The following is a 19,625-nucleotide window of genomic DNA, read 5'->3' on the forward strand; positions in this document are numbered from 1 at the left end:
ATGGCGCATTGTCCGCCACGCAAGTCGCCAGGTGTGGGGCACCTGATGGCCATGCTGTGCCTGGTGATCGCTGGCTGGCTGAGCAGCCTGTCGACCAACGCTGCGGACATCCTGTTGACCGGCGCCGAGGACAGCCCCGGCGTGCAATCTTTCATTCAGGCCCTGCGTGAATTGCGCCCTGGCGATCAGGTGCGCTTCCAGCCGCTGGCCGATCTGCCGGCACCAGAAAAACTGGACGACGACACGCGTTTGATTCTGCTCGACCTGCCGAGCCTCGACTGGCGCCTGCAAGACCCGGAAGGTCCGGCGACGCTGGTGATGCGCATCAGCCGACTGCAAGCGCGCCAACACTTGGGTGACAGCCTGCCGCCATACCTCAGCCTGCTCTGGAGCGATCCGCCGCTGGACCGCCAATTGCGCCTGACCCGACTCTTGCTGCCCCAGGTCAAACGGGTCGGCGTGCTGTATGACGATCACAGCGAGTTTCTGTTGAAGGAACTGCGCCGGGCCGCTTACACCCTTGGGCTTGAGGTGGTCACCGAACGCTGGGACAACACCCACGACAGTCGTCCATTGCAGACCTTGCTCAACAACAGCGATGTGCTGCTGGGCCTCGATGACCCCGATCTGTTCAACCAGAAAACCGCGAAAAACCTGCTGCTCAGCAGTTATTCGCGACAACTGGCGCTGATCGGCCCCAACGCAGGGTTCGTCAGGGCCGGAAGCCTGGCCAGCACTTACACCGATCAGGGTGACTGGCTGGTGATACTCGATCAATTGCTCGACCAGCCACCCGCGACGTGGCCGCGCACGCTCTACCCGCTTCGTTTCAAAGTCTCAAGCAACCCGCAGGTGGCTCGTTCATTAGGTATGGAACAGATAAACGAAGCGTCTGTCGCAACACTGTTGGCCGAAAGAGAACGCCGTCCATGACCTTCCGTCGCCGTTGGGACATCAACACCCGGACCCAGCTCATCAGCCTCGGCCCTGCCCTGTTGCTGACATTATTGTTGATCAGTTTCTTCACTTTTGTGCGGATCCAGGACCTGCGCCAAGAGCTCAACCACACCGGCCAACTGATCGCCAACCAATTGGCCCCGGCCACTGAATACGGGGTGATTTCCGGCAACAACGAGGTGCTGGAGAGCCTGCTCAAGGCCACGCTGGCCACGCCCAACGTGCGTTTCCTGGAAGTGCAGGACAGCGCCAACCGGATTCTGGTGTACGTCGAGCAACCGTCGGCCGACCACACACGCCCGCATCAAGTCGAAGTGTTCCAGGCACCGGTGCGCCTGCAACGGGTGCCGCTGCACAATGATTTTTTCCAGAACAACAAAGTCGCCAGCAATGCGCCTGCCGAGGACTATCTGGGCCGGGTGATCGTCGGTCTGTCCAACGATGCATTCAGTCAACGCCAGCAGGAGATCCTGCTCAAGGCTGCGATTCTGGCGCTGTTCGCGCTGCTGTTTACCTTCGTGCTCGCCCGACGCCTGGCGGGGAGCCTGTCGCAACCAATCCGCGACATCGGCAACGCGGTCAAGGCGATCCAGGACGGCGACTACAAAACACCGCTGCCCATCGTCGACGACACCGAGCTGGGCGCCCTGTCGCAACACATCAACAACCTGGCCAGCGGTCTCGAACAGGCCAGCCGTGAACAGCATCAAGCCATGGCGCAACTGATCCAGACGCGCGAGGAAGCGGAAAAGGCCAACAACGCCAAGTCCGATTTCCTCGCGATGATGAGCCACGAACTGCGCACGCCGATGAATGGCGTGCTGGGTATGCTGCAGTTGCTTGAAACCACGCAGATGACCGACGAACAGGTGGAATACGCGGCGCTGGCTTCTGAATCCACCGAACACCTGCTGAAAGTCATCAACGACATTCTGGATTTCTCGCGTATCGAACGCTCGGAACTGGAGCTGGAACACATTCCGTTCAACCTCGCCGACCTGATCGGCAGCTGCGCCCAGGCGTTCCAGCACAGCGCCGCACAGCGCGGCCTCGATTTGCAATTGCAGGTTCCAGAGGACATGCGGGCGCTTCAGGTTCAGGGTGATCCGACGCGAATCCGGCAGATTCTGGTGAACCTGATCGGCAATGCGCTGAAGTTCACCGAGCAGGGTCGCGTGTCCATCGAACCACAATGGCAGTCACTGGATCACGAATTGCTGTGGTTTACCTGCACGGTGCGCGACAGCGGGATCGGCATCGCAGCCGAGAGCCTGGAACTGATGTTCAACGCGTTCCAGCAGGCCGACAGTTCTATTTCAAGACGTTACGGCGGCACCGGCCTGGGCCTGCCGATTGCGCGCACGCTCGCCGAACGCATGGGCGGCACCTTGCGCGCCCAGAGCGAAGAAGGTCGCGGCTCGGTGTTCACCCTGGAAATCCCGCTGGCGCTGTTTCAACAGCCTTTGCCGGTACTGGCGCCGCGCGCGCCCACAGGCAAAGGCGACGGTGAAGGGCGCAATGTGTTGCTGGTCGAGGACAATCCGGTCAACCAGACGGTCATCGAAGCCATGTTGCGCAGTCTCGGCTTTACAGTCAGCGTCGCCGCCGATGGCGTGCAGGCGGTGCGCAGTGCCGAGAGCCTGATTTTCGAAGCGATCCTGATGGACTGCCGATTGCCGATCCTCGATGGCTACGAGGCCACCCGACAGATTCGCCAGCTGCCCGGTTGCACCGACTTGCCGATCATCGCCCTGACCGCCAATGCCTTGCAGGGCGATCGCGAAGCCTGTCTGTCGGCGGGGATGAACGATTATCTGGCCAAGCCCTTCAAACGTACTGATCTTCAGCAAATTCTGCAGCGCTGGGTGCAGTAGTACAGGCCTTTCGAGCATCTGCGACTGGCGTGAAAGGCGAAAGTGCGGCAGTCTTAGGCACCCGAACAGGCCCGAAAAGGGGCTTGAATAAAAATTTCAGTGCACAAGTGTACATTCATGTCCTTGGTGCTGTGACTTTCACCACAACGCAATAGTCTATGAGTAGGCTGCCGGTTCGAGGCATGAACGCTTCGATCGGCCGGGAAGATTTGCCCCACCTGCCGCATGGGACTATTGAGGAGCTCGCATGACCAAACAAAACGCCTTTACCCGGGAAGACCTGCTGCGCTGCAGTCGCGGTGAGCTGTTCGGCCCAGGTAACGCGCAACTGCCCGCCCCGAACATGCTGATGGTTGATCGCATCACCCTGATCAGCGAAGAAGGTGGCAAGTACGGCAAAGGTGAATTGGTCGCCGAGCTGGATATCAATCCGGACCTCTGGTTCTTCGCCTGCCACTTCGAAGGCGATCCGGTGATGCCGGGCTGCCTGGGCCTCGACGCCATGTGGCAACTGGTCGGATTCTTCCTCGGCTGGCAAGGCCTGCCGGGCCGCGGTCGCGCCCTGGGTTCGGGCGAAGTGAAATTCTTCGGCCAGGTCCTGCCGACCGCCAAGAAAGTCACCTATAACATTCATATCAAGCGCGTCCTCAAGGGCAAGCTGAACCTGGCCATCGCCGACGGTTCGGTTACTGTCGACGGTCGCGAAATCTACACCGCCGAAGGCCTCCGGGTCGGCGTGTTCACCTCCACTGACAACTTCTAAGGGTTATCCGCATGCGCCGCGTCGTTATCACTGGTCTGGGCATTGTTTCGTGCCTGGGCAATGACAAAGAGACCGTCTCCGCTAACCTGCGTGCAAGCCGCCCTGGCATCCGGTTCAACCCGGAATATGCCGAAATGGGTCTGCGTAGCCAGGTTTCCGGCTCCATCGACCTCAACCTTGAAGAGCTGATCGATCGCAAGATCTATCGCTTCGTCGGCCACGCAGCGGCTTACGCCTACCTGGCCATGAAAGACGCCATCACTGACTCCGGTCTGACCGAAGAGCAGGTGTCCAACCCGCGTACCGGCCTGATCGCCGGTTCCGGTGGCGCATCGACCCTGAACCAGATGGAAGCGCTGGACATCCTGCGCGAGAAAGGCGTCAAGCGCGTCGGCCCATACCGTGTAACGCGGACCATGAGCAGCACCGTTTCCGCTTGCCTGGCCACTCCGTTCAAGATCAAGGGCCTGAACTACTCCATCGCTTCTGCCTGCGCCACCAGTGCTCACTGCATCGGTACCGCCATGGAACAGATCCAGATGGGCAAGCAGGACATCGTGTTCGCCGGCGGCGGTGAAGAAGAGCACTGGAGCCAGTCGTTCCTGTTCGACGCCATGGGCGCCCTGTCCAGCAAACGCAACGACACCCCGGAACAAGCCTCCCGTGCCTACGATGCGGACCGTGACGGTTTCGTCATCGCCGGCGGTGGCGGCATGGTCGTGGTAGAAGAGCTGGAACACGCTCTGGCCCGCGGCGCGAAGATCTACGCGGAAATCGTTGGCTACGGCGCGACTTCCGACGGCTACGACATGGTTGCCCCGAGCGGCGAAGGCGCGATCCGCTGCATGCAGCAGGCGCTGTCCACCGTCGACACCCCGATCGACTACCTGAACACCCACGGCACTTCGACTCCGGTCGGCGACGTCGCGGAAATGAAAGGTGTGCGTGAAGTGTTCGGTGACAAGGCTCCAGCCATCAGCTCCACCAAGAGCCTGTCGGGTCACTCCCTGGGCGCCGCCGGCGTTCACGAAGCGATCTACTGCATGCTGATGATGGAAGGCAACTTCATTGCCGGCTCCGCCAACATCGACGAACTGGACCCTGCAGTAGCCGATCTGCCGGTGCTGACCAAGACCCGCGAAAACGCCACCATCAACACTGTGATGAGCAACAGCTTCGGTTTCGGCGGCACCAACGCCACGCTGGTGCTGAAGCGCTGGGAAGGCAAGTAATTCCCCGCCGCTGAGCCGCACATGAAAACGCCCCGACTGGTTCGGGGCGTTTTTTTGCCTTTTGAAAAAACCTCAAGACATATACAAATCCTGTAGGAGCTGCCGAAGGCTGCGATCTTTTGACTTCAAGGCAAGATCAAAAAATCGCAGCCTTCGACAGCTCCTACAGGGGCATTTGCCGTTTCTGAACATGAAGCATTTGTCATGAAACTCAACGGCCTGCGACTGAATGTCGCGTATTTCAAGGCCTGCGGGATTTTCTCCGATTCTGCAACAGTCCCTTTCCAAACTCAGTCGTTTACTTAGCAAGCTACCAAACCCTATAACAGAGTCCTGCACACGCCTTGCTGCAGATAACAGAGATTGGAGCTAGCAGATGACTGTAAAAGTGACTGAACGCGACGATTCACATAAATCCCACGAAGGCGTAGCCGCCGGTATCCGCATCTGGGATGTGCATCAACAAGGTTTGCTGGTCGGGATGTTCCACAACGAGATCGACGCCCACAACTACAAGGCTGAACTGGAAACGCTGGAGCATAAGCGCGAACTGGCGACCGGTTGAAAAACGCTTCCATCACGATGCAGCCTGCCCCTTCCCTGCCGGGCAGGCTGCGATCTCTTTCAGACAACCTCAAGCAACGTCAAATACAGGTCGCTCTCGATCGGCACCGACGGGACTCGATCAACAATCCGACCCGCTTCAAGCCTGACCACTTCGACTTCGCCATCGCCCATTCCGTCATTGCGAATCGAAAACTGCAACGATGACGGGTGACGCTTGGCGTAATCGAAATCCATGCCGCAGGCGATCAGGAAATCGATTTTTGCCTCGGTGAGCTCAACCTGGCTGTCGCGCTCGCCCTCCTCCAAGTTGTAGTAATCCAGGCACAGATTGATACCGAAGGGGCAGCCATTGACGAGGCTATTGATAAACTTACCTTCATATCCATCAACGTAACTATGCTCGGCCCGCACGCTACTGAGTTTCTTCACCCTGACGACGATCTCTTCGGAAAGCCTGAATAGCCAAAAGTCCCCATCCATACTCAAGTGTTTGCCAAAGTCGATACCTGATACATGGCGTTTCGGCCACATCGACATCAATGGCCTGTCAACTTCATATTCTTTATTGGAAATGGCCAGCAGGTAATTAATAACATCGTAATAACTCGATTCACCTTCTCCAACTTTGATGAGCGTCGCACAACTCCCCGCCAGCAATACAATCTTGCCGTACCGTTCAATTGGAAGTTCTGTCATCAATGAAGCTACACCTTCGGGCACCTTCTCCAGATAGGCAGAGTTCAGTTCATGGAGCTCCGCTTCGCTGCGGACCTCATGCCAGGGGATGTTCCAGAAGAACTCAGGCAGTGTGAAGAAAAGGCAGGCGGCCCCGTCATGGTCCTCTCGGGCGGCCTTCGCGGCCATTTTTATTTTCCAGAGCACATGGTCAACCCGTGCATCCAACTCACTCACCAGATATTCGCTGATGGTTTGATAGGACGACCGTTGCTTTGAAAACTGCGATTTGAAAGTTGGCTGACGTAACGAAGCGATACTTACAAGCATTGATTTAATCCTTATTGAAGTTCATTCCATTTGTTTTCTCCAGATCATTAAAACTAAATTTTTTTGAAAAAAGAAAACCCGAAAGATCGTATCGATACAATCTTTCGGGTTCAATGTGCAAAAACTCTTGAAGTGCTAGCAAACATGTAAGCCCGCTAGAGCATCGAGTCGATTACCACATCAGGTCATCAGGAATCTGATAGGCCGCGTACGGATCGTCCTCAACACTGACTTCTTCAGTCTTGACGTTCATCTGCACGATGCGCTGCGGATCGCGCTCCTGGATCTTCAGCGCCGCTTCACGCGGGATCACTTCGTAGCCGCCGGCGTGATGGACGATGGCCAGCGAGCCGTTGCTGAGCTTGTTGCGCATCAGCGCGTTGACCGAGAGGCGCTTGACCTTCTTGTCGTCGACGAAGTTGTAGTAATCCTCGGTCGTCAACTTCGGCAGGCGCGTGGCTTCGATCAATTGCTTGATCTGCGCGACACGGGCCTTGGCCTCGGCTTTTTCCTTCTGCTGACGATTGAGCTCCTGATCGCGCTTGACCTTCTCGGCCATGGCTTCCTGAGCCGCGCGCTGCTGGGAATCATCGAGTTCGACCTGGCCTTTGTGGGCCAGGCGCTGTTGCTTCTGCTTGTCTTTGCTGACCTGCTTGGCCTGCTTCTGGTTGACCAGTCCTGCTTTGAGCAACTGGTCGCGAAGGGAAATGCTCATGGTGCTTATTACTCACTTAGGCAACTGCTCAACCGCAGCTGGGCAAATTCTTTTCCTGACGTTTGGCTTCGCCCCATAAGGCGTCCAACTCTTCGAGGGTGCAATCTTCCATGGGACGGTGGGTGTCGCGCAATGCCTGTTCGATAAAACGGAAGCGTCGTTCGAACTTGCTGTTGGCACCACGCAGCGCGGTTTCCGGATCAACCTTGAGATGACGTGCCAGATTGACCACGGAAAACAGCAGGTCACCGATCTCGTCAGCTACAGCCACCGGATCGTTTTCCGACATGGCTTCGAGCACTTCATCAAGCTCTTCACGGACTTTATCGAGCACCGGCAAGGCGTCCGGCCAGTCGAAACCGACCTGCCCTGCCCGCTTCTGCAATTTTGCCGAACGTGACAATGCCGGCAATGCAGCGGGCACGTCATCGAGCAACGACAACTGCTCCGGTGCCGCGGATTTCTCTGCGCGCTCTTCAGCCTTGATCTCTTCCCAGCGTTGCTTGACCTGGTCTTCATTCAGGCGCGGCACGTCCAGCGGCGCGTACAAGTCGCCGGTAGGGAACACGTGAGGATGACGACGGATCAGCTTGCGAGTGATGCTATCGACCACGCCGGCAAACTCGAAGCGCCCTTCTTCCCGGGCCAGCTGACTGTAATAAACCACCTGAAACAGCAAATCGCCCAACTCACCCTGCAAGTGATCGAAGTCCCCGCGCTCGATGGCATCGGCGACTTCGTAAGCTTCTTCAAGGGTGTGCGGGACGATGGTGGCGTAGGTTTGCTTGATGTCCCATGGGCAACCGAACTGCGGATCGCGCAGGCGGTTCATGAGGTGAAGCAGGTCTTCAAGGCTGTACATCATTTTTCTGTCTCACCACAAAACCCTGTGGGAGCTGGCTTGCCAGCGATGGCATCACCTCGATGCTCCAGAGAGACCGAGTTGCCTGCATCGCTGGCAAGCCAGCTCCCACAAAGGATCGAAGTCATCCTCACGGCGTACGGTTACGCCGCGTTTCGATGATGTTCGGCAACTGCGAAATTCGCCCGAGCAACCGACCCAACGCGTCCAGCCCCGGAATCTCGATGGTCAGGGACATCAGCGCGGTGTTGTCCTCCTTGTTCGAGCGGGTGTTGACCGCCAGCACGTTGATGCGCTCGTTGAGCAGCACCTGCGAAACATCACGCAGCAGTCCGGAACGGTCGTAGGCGCGAATGACGATGTCCACCGGATAGGTAAGCACCGGCACCGGCCCCCAGCTGACCTGGATGATCCGCTCCGGCTCGCGCCCGCCCAGTTGCAGCACCGAGGCGCAGTCCTGGCGGTGAATGCTCACGCCACGGCCCTGGGTGATGTAACCGACGATGGCGTCCCCCGGCAACGGCTGGCAGCAGCCGGCCATCTGGGTCATCAGGTTGCCGACGCCCTGGATCTGGATGTCGCCACGCTTGCCCGGTTTGTAGCCGGTGGCCTTGCGTGGAATCAGCTCCAGTTGCTCGTTGCCGCGTTCCGGCTCGACCAGTTGCTGCGCCAGGTTGACCAGTTGCGCTAGGCGCAAATCGCCGGCACCGAGGGCGGCGAACAGGTCTTCGGCGGTTTTCATGTTGGCCTTGTCAGCCAGCTTGTCGAAATCCACCGCCGGCAAACCGAGGCGATTGAGCTCACGCTCAAGCAGGGTTTTACCCGCCGCGACGTTCTGGTCACGGGCCTGCAACTTGAACCAGTGAACAATCTTTGCCCGCGCCCGCGAGGTGGTGACGTAACCCAGGTTCGGGTTCAGCCAGTCACGGCTCGGGGTGCCGTGCTTGCTGGTGATAATCTCGACCTGTTCACCGGTTTGCAGGCTGTAGTTGAGCGGCACGATGCGCCCGTTGATCTTGGCGCCGCGGCAGTTGTGACCGATTTCGGTGTGCACACGGTAAGCGAAGTCCAGCGGCGTCGCGCCCTTCGGCAGGTCGATGGCGTGACCGTCCGGGGTGAAGATGTAGACGCGATCAGGTTCGATATCGACCCGCAGCTGTTCCGCCAGACCACCGATATCACCCAGCTCTTCATGCCACTCGAGCACCTGACGCAGCCAGGAGATTTTCTCTTCGTAGTGATTGGAGCCGGACTTGACGTCGGTGCCTTTGTACTTCCAGTGCGCGCAAACCCCCAGCTCTGCCTCTTCGTGCATGGCGTGGGTGCGGATCTGCACTTCCAGCACCTTGCCCTCGGGGCCGATCACTGCCGTGTGCAACGAGCGGTAGCCGTTTTCCTTCGGGTTGGCGATGTAGTCGTCGAACTCTTTCGGGATGTGTCGCCACAGGGTGTGAACGATACCCAGCGCGGTGTAGCAATCGCGCATTTCCGGCACCAGCACGCGAACGGCGCGCACGTCATAGATCTGGCTGAATTCCAGACCCTTGCGCTGCATTTTGCGCCAGATCGAATAGATGTGTTTGGCCCGGCCGCTGATGTCGGCATCGACGCCGGTGGCCTGCAATTCGTTTTTCAGCTGGCTCATCACGTCGCTGATGAAACGCTCGCGATCCAGTCGCCGCTCATGGAGCAACTTGGCGATCTGCTTGTACTGATCGGGCTCAAGGTAACGGAAGGACAAGTCCTCCAGTTCCCACTTGATATGACCGATCCCCAGGCGATGGGCGAGCGGCGCGTAGATGTCGAAGACTTCACGGGCGACGCGGTTGCGCTTTTCGTCGTCGGCGGTTTTTACCGCACGGATCGCGCAGGTGCGCTCGGCCAGTTTGATCAGGGCGACGCGAACGTCGTCGACCATGGCCACCAGCATCTTGCGCAGGTTTTCAACCTGGCCCTGAGTGCCGAGCACCAGGGATTTACGCGGGCTCAAGCTGTCGCTGATCGCGGCCATGCGCTGCACACCGTCGATAAGCTTGGCCACTACAGGACCGAAGCGCTGGCTGATCGCCGGAAGCTGGATCTGGCCTTCGCGCACGCCACGGTACAGGACCGCGGCGACCAGCGAATCCTGATCGAGTTTGAGGTCGGCGAGAATCTCGGCGATCTCAAGGCCGGTGCGGAAACTCGAGTTTCCTTCCGACCACAGATTCTTGGCCGCATTGGCCTGTTGCTCAGACTCGCGAGCGAACTCGCAGGCCTCCTTCAAGGCTTCGCGATCCAGTGCCAGATCGACACTGACCGCATGATCGAGCCAAGCCTCGAGATTGATACTGCCGTCGGTGTTGATCGGCTGGTGTGCTCTCACCTGTACCATCTTGCTTACCTTCCCTACGACGCAGATTCAATGCGTCAAATCGCTGACCTTCGTTGCCCGTGCGCCCACGTCGGGCTGGTGCGTGGCTGCACGGGCGGGCCAGTCGGACCAGACGAGCATCCTAGCTCGCTTCAAATAACGCCATGGCCTCGACATGTGCCGTCTGAGGAAACATATCGAGAATCCCGGCACGTTTTAACCGGTAGCCCTGCTTGATCAATTCGACCGTGTCGCGCGCCAGAGTTGCAGGGTTGCACGACACATACACCAACCGTTCGGCACCCAAGGTCTTGAGCTTGCGCACGACCTCGAAAGCACCGTCACGCGGTGGGTCCAAGAGTACCGCACAAAAGCCTTCGCGCGCCCATTCGGCGTCGGTCAAAGGCTGGGATAAATCGGCCTGAAAAAACTTCGCGTTATGCAGATTATTGCTAGCGGCGTTCGCGGCTGCCCGCTCGACCATCACCTGCACACCTTCCACCGCCACCACTTCGCGAACGGTCTGGGCCAGCGGCAAGGCAAAGTTGCCCAGGCCGCAGAACAGATCGAGTACGCGCTCATCCGCGGTCGGTTTCAACCAGTCCAGCGCCTGGGCCACCATCGCTTCGTTGACCCCGGCGTTGACCTGCACGAAATCTCCGGGCCGGTAAGCCAGTTCCAGATTCCACTGTTCCAGACGATAGCCCAACGATTGATCGGCCTCGACCGGTTGCGGCTCGCCGTCGCCATGCAGCCATAACTGGGCTTCATGGAACGCACAGAAATCCTTGAGGATCGTCAGGTCGGCTTCAGACAACGGCGCCATGTGTCGCAGCAAAACTGCCAGCGATGAACCACTGAACAGTTCCACATGCCCGAGTGCCTGAGGCTTGCTCAAGCGACGGAGCATCTCCGGCAAACGGGTCATGATCGGTTGCAAGGGCTGTACCAGCACCGGGCACTCATTGATACCGACAATGTCCTGGCTGCCGGCGGCGCGGAAACCGACTTCGAGTTTCTTGGCCTTCATGTCCCAACGCACGGCTACGCGGGCGCGGCGACGGTAGCCGAATTCCGGACCGCTCAAAGGCGCCGCCCATTCTTCGGGTTCGACACCGGCGACCTTGGACAATTGCTCGGCGAGCATGCGCTGTTTCAGGGCGAGCTGTTCGTTATGAGGCAGATGCTGCACGCTGCAACCGCCGCAACGGCCGGCATGGGGGCACGGTGCCGGGCGACGCAATTCGCTGGCCTTGAATACCCGCTCGGTACGCGCCTCGACCACCTTGCCGTGGGCACCAAGTACGCGCGCCTCGATCTCTTCACCGGCCAAAGCGCCGATGACGAACCAGGTCCGGCCTTCGAAAAACGCGATACCGCGACCGTCATTGGCCAGGCGCTCGATGGTCAGGCGCTGCTTTTTGCCGGTCGGGACTTGCGGGGCCTTGCTGCCGCCGGTGGGCTGGAAGCGCAGGCCTCTCTCATGCTTGGCCATCAGTTGGGCGCGTCGAAAATGCCGGTCGACAGGTAACGGTCGCCACGGTCGCAGATGATCGCGACGATCACCGCGTTTTCAACTTCTTTGGACAAACGCAGCATCGCCGCCACGGCACCGCCCGAAGAGACGCCGCAGAAGATGCCTTCTTCGCGGGCCAGTCGACGGGTCACGTCTTCGGCTTCGCTTTGCGCCATGTCGACGATCCGGTCCACGCGATCGGCCTGGTAAATCTTCGGCAGGTATTCCTGGGGCCAGCGACGGATGCCCGGGATCGCCGAGCCTTCCATCGGTTGCAGACCGATGATCTCGACATTTTCGTTCTGCTCTTTCAAGTAGCGCGAAACGCCCATGATGGTCCCGGTGGTGCCCATGGAACTGACGAAATGGGTGATGCCGCCCTGGGTCTGACGCCAGATTTCCGGGCCGGTGGTGGTGTAGTGCGCCTCGGGATTGTCACCGTTGGCGAACTGATCCAGCACCTTGCCACGGCCTTCGGCTTCCATCTTCTGCGCGAGGTCGCGGGCGCCTTCCATGCCTTGCTCCTGGCTGACCAGAATCAGCTCGGCGCCATAGGCGGTCATGGCGGCCTTGCGCTCGGCGCTGGAGTTGTCCGGCATGATCAGGATCATCTTGTAACCCTTGATCGCGGCGGCCATGGCCAACGCGATGCCGGTATTACCCGAGGTCGCTTCGATCAGCGTATCGCCGGCGTGGATCTGCCCGCGCAATTCGGCGCGGGTGATCATCGACAGCGCCGGACGGTCCTTGACCGAACCCGCCGGGTTGTTCCCTTCGAGCTTGAGCAAAAGGGTATTGCTGGTGGCGCCGGGCAGGCGCTGCAAACGAACCAGCGGAGTGTTGCCGACGCAATCGGCGATGGTTGGGTACTGCAAGGTCATGGCGTATTCGCAATCCAGACTGCGGGGGCGCCTATCATACCGGCAAACCTCGGAAGGCCATATCACGCAAAGTGTGGTGCTTATGGCTTCTGGGAATAAGGGGCTGGATCAGCAGGCTTCTGCTTGGGCCAGTAAAACTCGCGCACTTCCGGGTGGTTGCTCTGACCAAGCATGATCAGGTTGTGCGACTACGAAAATTGTCGCGCCAGTGGTGCGACTTTTTCTTCGGGGCGGTAAGCAGGCCTGACTCCTTGAGGATGAGTAAAAGCCAGAGCTTAAACGGTCAAGGAAGCCTCAAAATGCCGGTGATACCCTTTCGGAAATTTCGTACAACAACTCGGGAACACTCCGCCATGATCAGCCTGATGGTGGTTCGGTCAATTTTCCATTCCGTCCTGAAAAACAAGGGGTAACAAATCGCTGTCAGCAAATGCACTTTTCTGTAGGAAAAAAGAATGTGCTCATCGGAAATTTCCTGCACCTCGCAACGGCATGCATGAACTAGTTGGCATCAGAACTTACAGATAATCTTTTTCAATGTTCAGTCAAACACGACGTCTGACTGCTCATAGGGTGCGGGACAAGCGATGACTCGCTGGTGATGCTCACACCTTAACTTAGCCAAACTGGATTTATCTCAAGGAAGAAAACCGATGAAGATTTTACTCGCCCTACCCTTTGCCGCACTGATGATTGCGAGCGGCCAAGTCTCTGCTGCATGCGTTTACATTCAGAACACCTATAGTGGAATCGTGCCTGCCAACTCGGAAGTAATCGTTCAAGGCCCTTTCACCATTACCGGCGCAAATGGATGTCGACAAGCAAATATCACCTCTACTATTACGGCCTTAGGCGTTAGTAATCCCCCAAGCCAATTCATTGACAGATTGAATGGTTCAATCTGGACTAAAGTCGATGGAGGCAATAGAAGTAATGTGTCGACTCTTGGTGAGTTGGGCAGCTACAGGGTTCGCCTGAAAAATGACCACAATGTAGCCAGAGGGTATTCCGGCACAACACGTTATGGCCGATAAATAGGTGATCTGCCGGTGCACGCAGCTTTCATCATCGTGCACCGGTCTATTCAGGCCTCAACGTTGACGGCCAGGTGATTCTGAGGGGTGTTTGCAAAAAAAGACAGTGCCCCCAGTGCATGATTCACACGTACCAAGGCACTCGTTATTTCATGAAAACTCGACGCAGATTCCGACCTGCCAATCGCCTGCCGTTCCTCCAGTAACTGGTTGAACATGGCAATCGCATTAAATTTCACGTCTGTCTCGGCCTTATGACCACGTTCATCAAACGCCATATTGCCCAAAGAAAGAAAATCATACATATGAATATCTATCAGATCATCGTGATAGAGCGCCTGCCCAATTTTCGTCAATTCATTTGTACTGACTGATGTAAAATCGTAGCCCCGCAACAAATCCTTCAACGCCCCCAATGAAGATTCGCCAATCAACTTCAATGATTCAACAGCATCATCGGCATTCTTCTTTGTGTAGCTATTGGTAGTTTCATGAGGATTCTTGACGACGTAGGCATCTGCCTTCATCGACAACACCGGAAAATTAATATTCATCAAACATCTCCCTGAATTTTATTCTCAAGTTAGATATCGCCACCCAACTTTAAACCTTGAGAGTTTTGTCCAAGGAATGCCATGTAAAGATGTTGCGAATTATCTCAAAACTACAATTTGAACATTGCCGGTTAAACCGGCGACGTATGAACCAACAACCGCATATTCATCCGCAACCCGCTCCCGGCGTTCTGCGCCCAAAGCTTTCCGCCCTGACGCTGCACCGCGTTCCTGGCGATGCTCAAGCCCAGACCAAAGCCGCCATTGCCCGGCCGCGAGCCATCCAGGCGCGTGAACGGCAGGAAGATCCGCTCAAGATCTGCTTCCTCGACTCCGCCGCCCTGATCCTCCAGCCACAGATGCCAGTACTTGCCCGCACGTCGGCCACCGAGGGCGACGATGCCGCCGGCCGGAGAATGCCGAATGGCGTTGCGCAGCATGTTTTCCAGCGCCTGGGCCAGGGTGTTGAGATTACCGCGCACCCAGCAGGAAGCATCGACCTCGCAGCGCAATTGGGCGGGCGACCAGCAACTTTCATAGCAGGCGTTTTCCGTGAGCATTTCCCACAAGGCCTGGACCTGGATCGCTTCATCGGGCAATCGCGTGCGTTCTGTGTCGAGCCAAGCCAGTTGCAGCGTGTCTTCCACCAGCCGTTGCATGCCATCGACTTCGCGGCCAATACGCTCGCGCAGGGCTTCCAGCCCTTGTTCGCTTTCGCTGGCCACCCGCAGGCGACTCAGCGGCGTGCGCAGTTCGTGGGACAGGTCGCGCAGCAATTGCTGTTGCAGCGCCACGGTAGTTTGCAGGCGTTCGGACATGTGATCGAACGCCCTGCCCAGTTCACCCAATTCATCAGAGCGATTGGTGGTCCGGCTCGACAGCCGAACGTTCAACTGATCGGCGCGCCAGGCATTGGCCTGTGCGCGAAGGTGATTGAGCGGCACCACCAGCAAGCGGTACAACCCGACGCACAGCAGCAAGGTGAACAGTCCCGGAATCACGCCGTTGGTGATCACGCGCCAGAACACCCGGTATTGCCCGGGCACGAATCGTTGGGGCAGTTCGATCACCAGGCTGCCGGCGGAAGGATCGCCGGGAAACGGCACGCGCATCCATGGCCGACCTTTTTTGTGGATGGGCCAATCGAGGCCGCGCAGAAAGGTTAGGTGCTCGATGTCTTTGTCGGTCAATGCCTGGCTGCCCAAGGACTGCAAATCACCGCCGATGACGCCCACCCAGCTCTTTTCCCGGCGTTGCATGCTTTGCAGCCAGCGGTCGACGCCCTGACGCTCGTCCTGACGCCACGCCTGCTCGGCTTCGGCGGAGTAGCGCGTCAGGGCGCCCCGGGCCTCGTCCGAGAGGAACTGGTTGCGCTCCTCCATATAGCGGCCCCAGGACCAACTGAGCCAGATCATCAGCAGACAGAACGCCACCAGCAGACAGGCGAGTTTCCAGAACAGCGAGTGCCGCCCCGGCAAATTACATTTCATCGCCGGCACTCAGGATATAACCCTTGCCCCAGACCGTGCGCACTTCACGCTCGGTATAACCGATGGCCTTGAGCTTGCGGCGGATCTGGCTGATGTGCATGTCCAGGCTGCGGTCATGGGCCGCGTAACCGCGTTGCAGCACATGTTGATAAAGGAAGGCTTTGCTCAACACTTCATCGCCGTTGCGGTTCAGGGTTTCCAGCAGCCGGTATTCGCTGCGGGTCAGGCCGGCCGCCTGCTCGCCGTAGAAAACCTCGAACAGATCGTCGTCGAAACGCAGGTTGTCCGTCGCCGGGGCAATCGCCGCCGTTGTAGGCCGGCGATCAAGTGCAACCCGGCGCAGAATCGCTTCGATGCGCACGCGCAACTCGGCCATGCTGAAGGGTTTGGGCAGGTAGTCGTCGGCGCCCAGGCGGAAGCCGCTGATGCGATCCGCCTCGGCACCTAGCGCCGACATCAGCAATACCGGCGTGGAATGGCTCTGGCGCAATTGCGTCAGCACCGACAATCCGTCCAGGCCCGGCAGCAGGATGTCCATCAGCACCACATCGAAGGCGTGATCGCGGGCAGCGTCCAGACCTTCCTGGCCATTTTGGCACCAGGTCACCTGAAAGCCGCTACGGCCCAGATGCTCGTGGACATAGGCACCGAGCACGAGGTCGTCTTCGATGGAAAGGATACGGGGATGGCCGGCAGCAATGGGAGTCATGAGTATCTGCAAATAATTCTCAGTTGACAATTATTCAAGATTGCATCGCACAGGGCAACCCAAGGGTTCTCCCAGCCTGTAAAAGTGTCGAACCGACCGACGAATGACGACATCAATTTTACAAAGATTGCCCGCCTGCAAATCGCTACACTGCGCAGGTGACGCGTGCCGGACGCATGCGCAGGTCTATCGATAGCTGGATGCAGGAGAGATGCGTGCTCAAGAAACTGGGAATTAAAGGCCGCGTGTTGTTGCTGACCCTGTTGCCGACCAGCCTGATGGCGTTGGTCCTGGGCGGCTATTTTACCTGGATGCAGCAATCGGACCTGCAAACCCAACTGATGCAGCGCGGTGAAATGATCGCCGAGCAACTGGCGCCATTGGTGGCGCCGGCCATGGGTCACCACAACAATGAGTTGCTGGAACGCATCGCCACGCAGTCCCTGGAACAACCGGACGTGCGTGCCGTGACCTTTCTCGCGCCAGACCGCACACTCCTGGCCCACGCCGGGCCGACCATGCTCAATCAGGCGCCCCTGGGCGACGGCTCGCAAATGCTGCGCCGCAGCGGCAATGACGCGACCCGTTATTTACTGCCGGTGTTCGGTAAACACCGCAATCTGGCCGGTGACGTGATTCCCGATGAAGCCGACCGCCTGCTGGGCTGGGTCGAGCTCGAACTGTCCCACAACGGCATGCTGCTGCGCGGTTACCGCAGCCTGTTTGCCAGCCTGATGATGATCGCCGCCGGTCTTTGCGGGGCGGCGCTGCTGGCATTGCGCATGGGGCGCACGATCAATGGTCCGTTAAGCCAGATCAAGCAAGCCGTGGCCCAACTCAAGGACGGTCATCTGGAAACCCGCCTGCCGCCCCTCGGCAGCCAGGAGCTGGATGAATTGGCGTCCGGCATCAACCGCATGGCCGGCACCCTGCAAAATGCCCAGGAAGAATTGCAGCACAGCATCGACCAGGCCACCGAAGACGTGCGCCAGAATCTGGAAACCATTGAAATCCAGAACATCGAGCTCGACCTGGCGCGCAAGGAAGCCCTGGAAGCGAGCCGGATCAAGTCCGAGTTCCTGGCCAACATGAGCCACGAAATCCGCACGCCGCTCAACGGCATTCTCGGTTTCACGCACCTGCTGCAAAAAAGCGAGCTGACCCCGCGCCAACTCGACTACCTGGGCACCATCGAAAAATCCGCCGACAGCCTGTTGGGGATCATTAACGAGATCCTCGACTTCTCGAAGATCGAGGCCGGCAAACTGGTGCTCGACCATATTCCGTTCAACCTGCGCGACTTGCTGCAGGACACCCTGACCATCCTCGCCCCGGCCGCCCACGCCAAGCAGCTGGAACTGGTGAGCCTGGTTTACCGCGACACGCCGTTGTCGCTGGTGGGTGATCCGCTGCGGCTCAAGCAGATCCTCACCAACCTGGTCAGCAACGCGATCAAGTTCACCCGCGAAGGCACCATCGTTGCCCGCGCCATGCTTGAAGAAGAACACGAAGACAGCGTGCAACTGCGCATCAGCATCCAGGACACCGGCATCGGCCTGTCGAACCAGGATGTGCGCGCGCTGTTCCAGGCGTTCAGTCAGGCCGACAACTCGCTGTCGCGACAACCCGGCGGCACCGGCCTGGGACTGGTGATTTCCAAGCGCCTGATCGAACAGATGGGCGGCGAGATCGGCGTCGACAGCACACCGGGCGAAGGTTCGGAGTTCTGGATCAGCCTGAGCCTGCCGAAAACCCGTGACGACGCCGAAGACCTGCCCGGTCCGCCGCTATTCGGCCGGCGCGTGGCGGTACTGGAAAACCACGAGCTGGCCCGTCAGGCATTGCAGCACCAACTGGAGGATTGCGGCCTCGCCGTCACCCCGTTCAATACCCTGGAAAGCCTGACCAATGGCGTAACCGGCGCGCATCAGACTGATCAGGCGATTGACCTGGCGGTGCTGGGTGTCACTAGTAACGACATGCCGCCTGAGCGCCTCAACCAGCACATCTGGGACCTCGAACACCTGGGCTGCAAAGTGCTGGTGCTGTGCCCGACCACGGAACAGACGCTGTTCCACCTCTCGGTGCCCAACCCGCACAGCCAGCTCCAGGCCAAACCGGCCTGCACCCGCAAGCTGCGGCGTGCGCTGTCCGATCTGGTCAACCCGCGCCTGCCCCGCAGCGAACCCGGCGAACCGGTCTCCAGCCGCGCGCCGAAAGTGCTTTGCGTCGACGACAACCCGGCCAACCTGCTGTTGGTGCAAACCCTGCTCGAAGACATGGGCGCCAAAGTGCTGGCCGTGGAGAGTGGTTACGCCGCCATCAAAGCGGTGCAGAGCGAGACCTTCGATCTGGTGCTGATGGACGTGCAGATGCCCGGCATGGACGGACGCCAGAGCACCGAAGCGATCCGCCAGTGGGAAAGCGAACGGCATTGCACGCCGCTGCCGATCGTCGCCCTCACCGCCCACGCCATGGCCAACGAAAAACGCGCATTGCTGCAAAGCGGCATGGACGACTACCTGACCAAACCGATCAGCGAACGGCAACTGGCGCAAGTGGTGTTGAAGTGGAGTGGCCTGGCGCTGCGCAATCAGGTCCCGGAGCGTTCTGGCGACAGCCACGGCAGCGCCTACGAATTGCTGGTGCTGGATCACGAAGAAGGTTTGCGCCTGGCCGCCGGCAAGGCCGATTTGGCGGCAGACATGCTGGCAATGCTGCTGGCTTCGCTGGAAGCCGACCGCGAAGCGATTCGCCAGGCCCAGGCAAGCCACGATCACAACGCCCTGATCGAACGGGTCCATCGCCTGCATGGCGCCACTCGTTATTGCGGCGTACCGCAACTGCGCGCCGCCTGCCAACGCAGCGAAACCCTGCTCAAGCAACAAGACCCGAAAGCCTTCGGCGCGCTCGAAGAACTCGACCGGGCGATCAATCGTCTGGCCGCCCAGGCGCGGATCAATGCTTGATTCAGCTCAACGTGGTCGAACAGTGGAAGGGCTAATAATGCAGGAGCTGCCGAAGGCTGCGATCTTTTGATCTTGGGCGGCTTCGTGATCGCCAAAAATCAAGGTCAAAAGATCGCAGCCTTCGGCAGCTCCAGATGCGTGAGA

16 protein-coding genes are annotated in these 19,625 nt (G+C 58.8%); 7 read left to right on the forward strand and 9 right to left on the reverse strand.

What is annotated here, in order from left to right:
* From ACW9JC_RS06595 to ACW9JC_RS06615, 5 genes are all read left to right on the forward strand, one after another.
* Positions 1 to 933: an ABC transporter substrate-binding protein gene (locus ACW9JC_RS06595; protein ID WP_457454263.1), complete on the forward strand. Its 933-nt coding sequence runs from the start codon at positions 1 to 3 to the stop codon at positions 931 to 933.
* The gene (locus ACW9JC_RS06600) at positions 930 to 2,831 is read left to right on the forward strand and encodes an ATP-binding protein (protein WP_457454264.1); all 1,902 of its coding nucleotides are present in this window, start codon (positions 930 to 932) and stop codon (positions 2,829 to 2,831) included. The genes ACW9JC_RS06595 and ACW9JC_RS06600 overlap by 4 nt, the downstream gene beginning before the upstream one ends.
* A gap of 247 nt (positions 2,832 to 3,078) precedes the next feature.
* The gene (gene fabA / locus ACW9JC_RS06605) at positions 3,079 to 3,594 is read left to right on the forward strand and encodes a 3-hydroxyacyl-[acyl-carrier-protein] dehydratase FabA (protein WP_003227150.1); all 516 of its coding nucleotides are present in this window, start codon (positions 3,079 to 3,081) and stop codon (positions 3,592 to 3,594) included.
* 11 nt (positions 3,595 to 3,605) lie between these two features.
* Entirely contained in the window at positions 3,606 to 4,826 is a 1,221-nt protein-coding gene (fabB, locus tag ACW9JC_RS06610; protein ID WP_338582471.1) for a beta-ketoacyl-ACP synthase I, read from the forward strand.
* A 376-nt stretch (positions 4,827 to 5,202) separates the two neighbouring features.
* Entirely contained in the window at positions 5,203 to 5,391 is a 189-nt protein-coding gene (locus ACW9JC_RS06615) for a hypothetical protein (RefSeq protein WP_150704355.1), read from the forward strand.
* 59 nt (positions 5,392 to 5,450) lie between these two features.
* Here ACW9JC_RS06615 and ACW9JC_RS06620 read toward each other — a convergent pair whose 3' ends face one another.
* From ACW9JC_RS06620 to cysM, 6 genes are all read right to left on the reverse strand, one after another.
* Positions 5,451 to 6,398: a hypothetical protein gene (locus ACW9JC_RS06620; protein WP_457454265.1), complete on the reverse strand. Its 948-nt coding sequence runs from the start codon at positions 6,396 to 6,398 to the stop codon at positions 5,451 to 5,453.
* A gap of 172 nt (positions 6,399 to 6,570) precedes the next feature.
* Entirely contained in the window at positions 6,571 to 7,113 is a 543-nt protein-coding gene (locus tag ACW9JC_RS06625; RefSeq protein WP_416129728.1) for a DUF2058 domain-containing protein, read from the reverse strand.
* A 28-nt stretch (positions 7,114 to 7,141) separates the two neighbouring features.
* A complete protein-coding gene (gene mazG / locus ACW9JC_RS06630) occupies positions 7,142 to 7,975 on the reverse strand; it encodes a nucleoside triphosphate pyrophosphohydrolase (RefSeq protein WP_457454283.1) in 834 nt (277 codons plus the stop codon).
* A 130-nt stretch (positions 7,976 to 8,105) separates the two neighbouring features.
* Positions 8,106 to 10,349 (reverse strand): GTP diphosphokinase, encoded by a 2,244-nt coding sequence (relA, locus tag ACW9JC_RS06635; protein WP_338582476.1) that lies wholly within the window; start codon positions 10,347 to 10,349, stop codon positions 8,106 to 8,108.
* A 121-nt stretch (positions 10,350 to 10,470) separates the two neighbouring features.
* Positions 10,471 to 11,823, reverse strand: a complete 1,353-nt coding sequence (gene rlmD, locus ACW9JC_RS06640; protein WP_457454267.1) for a 23S rRNA (uracil(1939)-C(5))-methyltransferase RlmD — start codon at positions 11,821 to 11,823, stop codon at positions 10,471 to 10,473.
* Entirely contained in the window at positions 11,823 to 12,725 is a 903-nt protein-coding gene (gene cysM / locus ACW9JC_RS06645; protein WP_457454268.1) for a cysteine synthase CysM, read from the reverse strand. Before cysM ends, rlmD begins: the two co-directional genes overlap by 1 nt.
* Positions 12,726 to 13,378: 653 nt before the next feature.
* On the opposite strand from cysM, the gene ACW9JC_RS06650 reads away from it, so the two are divergent.
* Complete coding sequence (locus ACW9JC_RS06650) at positions 13,379 to 13,759, forward strand: hypothetical protein (protein WP_457454270.1); 381 nt, start codon at positions 13,379 to 13,381, stop codon at positions 13,757 to 13,759.
* A gap of 50 nt (positions 13,760 to 13,809) precedes the next feature.
* Here the strand turns inward: ACW9JC_RS06650 and ACW9JC_RS06655 are convergent, their stop codons facing one another.
* From ACW9JC_RS06655 to ACW9JC_RS06665, 3 genes are all read right to left on the reverse strand, one after another.
* On the reverse strand, positions 13,810 to 14,313 hold the full coding sequence (locus tag ACW9JC_RS06655; protein WP_457454271.1) for a hypothetical protein: 504 nt from the start codon (positions 14,311 to 14,313) through the stop codon (positions 13,810 to 13,812).
* 131 nt (positions 14,314 to 14,444) lie between these two features.
* Positions 14,445 to 15,803, reverse strand: coding sequence for a histidine kinase sensor domain-containing protein (locus ACW9JC_RS06660; RefSeq protein WP_457454272.1), 1,359 nt, complete (start codon positions 15,801 to 15,803; stop codon positions 14,445 to 14,447).
* Entirely contained in the window at positions 15,793 to 16,512 is a 720-nt protein-coding gene (locus ACW9JC_RS06665) for a response regulator transcription factor (RefSeq protein ID WP_457454274.1), read from the reverse strand. Before ACW9JC_RS06665 ends, ACW9JC_RS06660 begins: the two co-directional genes overlap by 11 nt.
* 215 nt (positions 16,513 to 16,727) lie before the next feature.
* Here ACW9JC_RS06665 and ACW9JC_RS06670 point away from each other — a divergent pair, with 215 nt between their 5' ends.
* Complete coding sequence (locus tag ACW9JC_RS06670) at positions 16,728 to 19,481, forward strand: response regulator (RefSeq protein WP_457454276.1); 2,754 nt, start codon at positions 16,728 to 16,730, stop codon at positions 19,479 to 19,481.
* The last annotated feature ends 144 nt before the right edge of the window (positions 19,482 to 19,625 follow it).

The organism is Pseudomonas sp. SDO5591_S426 (assembly GCF_054070755.1).